Raw genomic sequence first — 6,550 nt, 5'->3', positions numbered from 1 at the left:
AGGTCCCCTCCCCATGAAAATGGGGAGGGATAGGGTGGGGGCGCTGTCCGCTTCAAATGCCGTTGGAGTTTTTGCCGGAAAACTCCAAAAAACTCCAACGGCGCTCCAACGGGCCGCCTGATTATCCGATCTCGGATCGTCCGGTGGTGGCGAATTTCAGGATGGCGGCGGTGAGGCGGGTGAGGTCTTCTTCGCTGATGCCGTAGGCAGGGGAGAGGTAGACCGTGCGGCCGAGGGGGCGGATGAAGGTGCCCTGGTCGATGAACCATTTGCGGGCGGCCTCCAGAGGGAAGGGCTCTGCCATTTCCACCGCGGCGACGGCGCCGAGGACGCGGACATCGGCGACGCTGTCCATTTCCTTTGCGGGGGCGAGGGCGGCGGTGAGCGTGGTTTCGAGTTTCTTGACGCGCTTGACGAGGCTGCCATCGGCAAAGAGATCGAGGCCCGCATTGGCGACCGCGCAGGCGATGGCGTGGCCGGTATAGGTGGGGCCATGCATCAGGGCGTGGTCCGGATTTTCCGAATGGAAGGCCGAATACACTTTCGATGAGGCGATCGTGGCGGCCAGCGGCGTGATGCCGCCGGTGATGGCCTTGCCGAGGCACATGATATCCGGCGTGACGCCGGCGCGATTGGCGGCAAACATTTCGCCGGTGCGGCCAAAGCCGGTGAAAATCTCGTCGAAGATCAGCAGGACGCCCGCCTGATCACACAGGCGGCGGAGGGTTTTCAGCACTTGCAGGCTGTGCATCCGCATGCCGCCGGCGCCCTGGATCAGCGGTTCGATCAGGATGGCAGCGATCTTCTTGTCGGTGGCCAGCAGGGTTTCGAGGGCGCGGATCTGGTCGCGCGTTTCGGGCAGGGCGACGACATATTGCTCGGCCAGCGCGCCGCGGAACATGTGGTGCATGCCCTCATCAGGGTCGCAGACCGACATCGTGGCCAGCGTGTCGCCATGATAGCCGCCAAGGAAGGAGACGAATTTGGTGCGCGAGACGCCGGCGGTGTTGCGGAAATACTGGATGGCGATCTTCATCGCGACTTCGACGGCGACGGAGCCGGATTCGGTGAAGAAGACGCGGGAGAGGTCGCCCGGCGTGAGGGCGGCGAGGCGGCTGGCGAGACGGTAGGCGGGCTCATGGGCGAGGCCGCCGAGCATGATATGGGGCATCTTCGCCATCTGGGCGCGGGCAGCCTCCAGCAGCTCGGCGCGGTTATAGCCGTGCACGGCGGTCCACCAGCTGCCGACGCCATCGACCAGCTCGCGGCCATCGGCCAGGTAAAGGCGGGCGCCTTCGGTGCGCGAAATCGCAACCGGGGCGGGCAGGGTCCGCATCTGGGCGTAGGGCAGCCAGATATGTTCCAGCCCTTCGGTGAACCAGTCTTTCGGGTCTGCCATCTTCAGCGCTCCTAAAGGGTCCGTTGCTGCGGGCATTCGCCTCTTGGCACGGCCCGCGTGCATCCCCTAGGACAGGCGCGGCAGAACGGCCAGAGGATTGTAAGCCCGATGACATCTTTTGAACGGCTGAAAGCCCATGCCGAGCAGAAGCTCGCCCAGCTTGAGGCCAGCGGGCAGCGCCGCAGCCTCACCGAAACGGCGCGGGAAGCGGGCGGGCGGGCCGCGCGGGCGGGCAGGCGCGTGATTTCCTTCTGCGACAATGATTACCTTTCCCTCTCGCATGATCCGCGCGTGACGCAGGCCGCCGCCGAGGCGGCGCTGGCCCATGGCGCAGGCAGCGGGGGATCGAGGCTGATTACCGGCAATCACCCGCTCAACAGCGCGCTGGAGGCGCGGCTGGCGGCGCTCAAGGGCACCGAAGGGGCGCGGGTGTTCGGTTCGGGCTTCCTCGCCAATCTGGGGACCATCCCGGCGCTGGTGGGCAAGGGCGATACGATTGTCATGGATGAGCTGGCCCATGCCTGCATGCATGGCGGGGCGAAGCTTTCGGGGGCAGAAATACGCCTCTTCCGGCACAATGATGTGGCCGATGCGGCGCGGCTGATGCAGGGGGCGCCGGGGCAGGTGCTGGTGCTGACCGAGACCGTGTTTTCGATGGATGGGGATGTGGCGCCGCTGGCAGAGCTTGGGGCGCTGGCGGAGGCGGCCGGGGCCTGGCTGATGACCGATGACGCGCATGGGCTGGGCATCTCGGCGCAGGAGAACCCCGCGCAGATCCAGATGGGCACGCTTTCCAAGGCGGTGGGCGGGTATGGCGGTTATGTCTGCGGGCCGGCGGCGCTGATGGACCTGCTGACCAGCCGGGCGCGCAGCTTTGTGTATACGACCGGCCTGCCGCCGCCGGTGCTGGCAGCCGCGATCACGGCGCTGGACATCCTCAAGGCGGAACCAGAACGGGCGGCGAAGGCGCGGCGGCATGCCGCCCTGTTCTGCGCGCTGATGGGCCTGCCGGCGCCCGAAAGCGTGATCGTGCCGATCATCATCGGGCCGGAAGCTGAAGCGATGCGGGTGTCGGCCGCGCTGCTTGAGCGGGGATACCTTGTGACGGCCATCCGCCCGCCCACCGTGCCGGCGGGGACGGCGCGCCTGCGCGTGACCTTTGCGGCGGGGCATGAGGAAGCGGACGTTCGCGCCTTTGCCGGCGCGCTGAGGGACATCATGGAGCAGGCATGCGCGGCTATTTCGTAACAGCCACCGGCACGGATATTGGCAAGACATATGTCAGTACCCGGCTGATCGAGGCATGGCGCAACCGGGGCATGCGAGCCGAGGCGACCAAACCCCTGATGAGCGGCTTTGCTGAAGACGCGCTGGAACAGTCCGATGCCGGACGATTGCTGGTTGCGATGGGTAGGGGGGTAACACCCGCATCGGTTTCGGAAATCTGCCTGCACCGGCTGGCCCCGCCGCTGGCGCCGAATGTCGCCATGCGGCAGGCGGGGATTGCGCAGAGCTATAGTGAAATCAGGGGATTTGTGGACCGGCGGCTGGCGGTTGGCGCGGCGGATGTGCATCTGGTGGAGGGGGCTGGCGGGGTGATGTCGCCGCTGACGGATGACACGCTGCAGATCGACCTGATGGCGGACCTGCGACTGAAAGTTATTCTCGTCACTGCGCCCTATCTCGGCTCCATCAGCCATACGCTGACCGCGATGGATGCCCTGCGCGCGCGGGGGCTGGAGATTGCGGCGCTGGTGGTTTCGCAACCTTCCCCCTGCGGAGGAGAGCCCCTCGCTTTCCTCGAAGAGGTGCTCCGGTTCAGGCATGTGCCGGCCCTGGGGATGGCGCACGGCCAGCACGCCGAATCCCTGACTCTGTTGCTGTTGCAACAGGATGCGGAGCATTAGCGTCGCTTTCCGTTTGAAATTTCGCGCGCCACTTCTATAATGTTACGTAGATTCCCTGAGTGACCAAGCCGGTTCTCCGGATCACTTGGATTTAACTCCAACTCTCATCCGGAGATAATCCGATGGCGGACCAAAAGCCTGAAAAGCGCGAAAGAAGATCCCAGAAAGACCGCAGCGAAAGCATGCAGCGCAAAGTTCTGGATGCAACGCTGCGCTGTATCGGGGAGCGGGGATATATCGGTGTATCGCTGCAGGACATTGCTGATGCGGCAGGCGTTTCCAGGGGCGCGATTACCCATCACTATTCCAGCAAGATCGAGCTGACTTCATCTGCCATCCAACATTTTGTACACTGGCGCTATGAGAAGGTTCACCGCGCCTTTGAGGGCAAGACGGATCTGGATCTGCGCGGGCGCCTGGATGTGCTGTGGGGCGAGTTCCAGGAGATCTTTCCGATCATGTTCGAGCTGATCGTTGCCCTGCGATCGGACAAGGAATTGCTGGCGCTCTACAAGCGCTCTGCGAAGACCCGCATTGAAGAAGTCATCACGGGCTATGATGAATTCTTTCCGGAGCTTTCCGGGCTGCGGGTGCCCGGTGTGGTGATCGCCGTGATGGCGGCGTTCTACAGGGGCGTGTATATCGAAAGTGTCTCCCGCGATCCTGCCTATATTGAAGAAATGAAGCAGGTTTTCCAGGATATGCTGATGAAGTATCTGGCGCTCGATGATCGACAGCCCGGCGCTGCGGCCTAACCGAAGGGATTGTCGCCATAGACGGTCTTGCCCGCGCGCCGGTGCACGTCCCCCTCAGCGCGGCCGCAGATGGACAGGGCGGTGAGGGCATACATCAGCGTGCATTTGAAGAAATCTTCCGGCGAAGGGCGCCAGCGGACCGGGCCGAATGTGATGGCGGGGACGCGGTGCATGTTGAACACGTTATGGTCGCGCCACATGCTGGAATAGACCGGCTTGGCGATTTCAACGGGCTGTCCGAGTACGGACTGGACGGCGGCGTCGACGCCGGCCACCAGCGGCGCGACTTCGGCGTCATCGGCCTCGTAGCCATGGCTGACATTGACAGGCTCTACCTCGAACTCGATGCCCGGCAGGGAACGCATCACCGCTTCCAGCTCGTGCAATACCTGGGCAGCCTTCTGCTTTGGCGTAAGATCGCAGCAGACATAGAGGGCGGCGATTTCGGTTCCCCCGCTATGGGGGGAGCCGGCCTGGACGCAGCTGATCGTAGCCTTGGGGATGGAGGTGCCGCCCCTGGCGCGGTAGACGTTGCCGGCTTCGTATTCGAGCGACCAGGCGTGGAGCGCTTCGATGACGGGCCCGAGATGGTAGATGGAGCTGGGATGATCAGCGGTGGCCCTGGGCGCGTTCAGGAGCGGACGAAAGATGGACTGTCCGTAGAGGCGTATACGGAACATTGCGCTGCCGCAGCCGAGCCAGGTGACGCCGAAATCGGTGCCCTCGGCGGCGATGGCAAAATCGGGCGCGACGCCGCCATGATGGAACATGTAGTGGGCGCCGATTTCCTTGCCCATATGGTCGATGCCGCCATGTTCCTCGATGGGCTCGGGGCCGCATTCGCCGGGGCAGGCGGTGAGATACATGCGGCCGGCGAGATCGTAGCCGGCCTTTCTGAGCGCCTTGGCGGCCATCAGCATGCAGGACATGGGGCCGCGATCATTGGCGACAGCATAGCCATAGAACTTGCCATCTTCCAGCCAGCATTCGCGCCATTCGCGGTTTTTCACGCTTTCAGGCCGCCTTGTCTTGGCGAGGATCACGGGGTCGGCAGGCTCGCTCTCGGTATCCAGATGCGCCGTGAACAGAAGGTTTTTTCCCGGCCCGTTGCCGCCATAGCTGCCGATGACATTCTGGCGGTGGGGTACGGCGCCCACGCTGAGCGGGCGGAAGCCCTCGCGCTCCATCCAGTCATGGACAAAGGCGGAGGCTTCCGCTTCGCCGGTTGACGGGCTGTAGATGTTTGCCAGGTCGAGGATGAGCGTTTTCAGCTCCTCGATGTCTATGGCATCGGAAATTGCCTGTACGTCTTCCGGGGAGACCCCGGCGCCCAGCGCGGTATCGAGCAGTCCGTCGGCCATGAGGGGTTCCCTCTCCGTTAGTCTGTTGTCTGATTATGCGGGTTCGTGGCTTGCTGCCGGAAAGGTCTGGCGCAGTTTGGGCAGGATGCTGCCGAACATTTCGAGGCCGGTCTTGTAGTCGGGGAAGATCAGCATGACGCCATCAAGATCGCAGGCTTCAATATAGGCCTCGATCTTCTCGCGGCAGGTTTCGGGCGAGCCGACAACGGTGTGGTTCTGGCTGGCGCCCATCTTGCGGGCCGCAGCGGCGAGGCTGTCTGGCGCGAGGCCCCAGCTTTTCATCTGGGCCATGATGGCGCCGAGATCCTTGCCATCTTCAAAGCGTTGCAGCATGGCTTCAGCCTTGGCGTCGCTGTCGTCATGGATGACGGTACACATGGAGCAGACGCGGATGGTCTTGCCTTTTTCAGCGGCGATCTCGCGGGCCCGCTTGCTGAAGCCCCGGCGTTCCTCCACGCTGCGCCCGCCGATGAAACAGGCATCGGCATGGGAGGTGGAGAAATCAAAACCGCGATCGGATTGGCCGGCGGCGATGAGATCCGGACGCGGCTTTGAGATAGGTTTGGGATCGGACTGGCAATCTTCCATATCAAAGAAGCGGCCCTTGAAGGTGACGCTCGGCTCGGTCCAGAGGCGCTTGATGATGGTGATCCATTCTTCCGTAAGCTGATAACGGTCGGCATGGGTGAGGGTGTCATCCCAGGCGCCCATCTGGGAGAATTCCTCGCGGTAGGCGCCGGCGACGATGTTGAGGCCGGCGCGGCCATTGGAGATGTGGTCCAGCGTGGTGACCATCTTGGCGACGACGCCGGGATTGGAAAGAAGGGCGTGAACGGTGGCCCATACCTTCACATTCTTCGTGACCTCGGCGAGGCCGGCCATCATGGTCATGGATTCCATGGATGTGGCCCAATGGTTCGTCTCGCCGCCAAAGCCGCGGAATTTCGACATCGACATGATGAAATCCAGGCCGATGCGATCCGCGATGATCGCCGCTTCCCGGTTGGTCTGGTAGAGGCCGTCGAGCGGGGGCGTGTTCTTCGAGATGATCCACCCGCCATTGGCGATGGGCAGGAAGACACCGAACAGTTTGTGACTGGGCAACATGGTTTTTCGCTCCACGTATTG

The 6,550-nt window shown here is 63.3% G+C and carries 6 protein-coding genes; 3 read left to right on the top strand and 3 right to left on the bottom strand.

The window, feature by feature from the left end:
- Window positions 1–121: 121 nt before the first annotated feature.
- Window positions 122–1,399 carry an adenosylmethionine--8-amino-7-oxononanoate transaminase gene (locus tag C0456_RS13035; protein ID WP_291052784.1) on the bottom strand — a complete coding sequence of 426 codons (1,278 nt, stop codon included), beginning with the start codon at window positions 1,397–1,399 and terminating at the stop codon, window positions 122–124.
- A 108-nt stretch (window positions 1,400–1,507) separates the two neighbouring features.
- On the opposite strand from C0456_RS13035, the gene C0456_RS13030 reads away from it, so the two are divergent.
- The 3 genes from C0456_RS13030 to C0456_RS13020 all read left to right on the top strand — a co-directional run bounded on the left by C0456_RS13030 (window position 1,508) and on the right by C0456_RS13020 (window position 4,061).
- Entirely contained in the window at window positions 1,508–2,647 is a 1,140-nt protein-coding gene (locus C0456_RS13030) for an aminotransferase class I/II-fold pyridoxal phosphate-dependent enzyme (RefSeq protein ID WP_291052782.1), read from the top strand.
- Complete coding sequence (bioD, locus tag C0456_RS13025; RefSeq protein WP_291052779.1) at window positions 2,629–3,306, top strand: dethiobiotin synthase; 678 nt, start codon at window positions 2,629–2,631, stop codon at window positions 3,304–3,306. The genes C0456_RS13030 and bioD overlap by 19 nt, the downstream gene beginning before the upstream one ends.
- Before the next feature lie 182 nt (window positions 3,307–3,488).
- Window positions 3,489–4,061: a TetR/AcrR family transcriptional regulator gene (locus tag C0456_RS13020; RefSeq protein WP_291052776.1), complete on the top strand. Its 573-nt coding sequence runs from the start codon at window positions 3,489–3,491 to the stop codon at window positions 4,059–4,061.
- On the opposite strand, the gene C0456_RS13015 is transcribed toward C0456_RS13020, so the two are convergent.
- Together C0456_RS13015 and C0456_RS13010 are read right to left on the bottom strand one after the other, a co-directional pair.
- Entirely contained in the window at window positions 4,058–5,422 is a 1,365-nt protein-coding gene (locus C0456_RS13015; protein ID WP_291052773.1) for a M20/M25/M40 family metallo-hydrolase, read from the bottom strand. The two genes, C0456_RS13020 and C0456_RS13015, sit on opposite strands and share 4 nt — an antisense overlap.
- Window positions 5,423–5,455: 33 nt before the next feature.
- Window positions 5,456–6,529, bottom strand: a complete 1,074-nt coding sequence (locus C0456_RS13010) for an LLM class flavin-dependent oxidoreductase (RefSeq protein WP_291052770.1) — start codon at window positions 6,527–6,529, stop codon at window positions 5,456–5,458.
- Window positions 6,530–6,550 lie beyond the last annotated feature (21 nt).

This window comes from Hyphomonas sp. (assembly GCF_013823385.1).
Taxonomy (GTDB): Bacteria; Pseudomonadota; Alphaproteobacteria; order Caulobacterales; family Hyphomonadaceae; genus Hyphomonas.
This window is presented reverse-complemented; position numbering and strand designations above follow the sequence as displayed.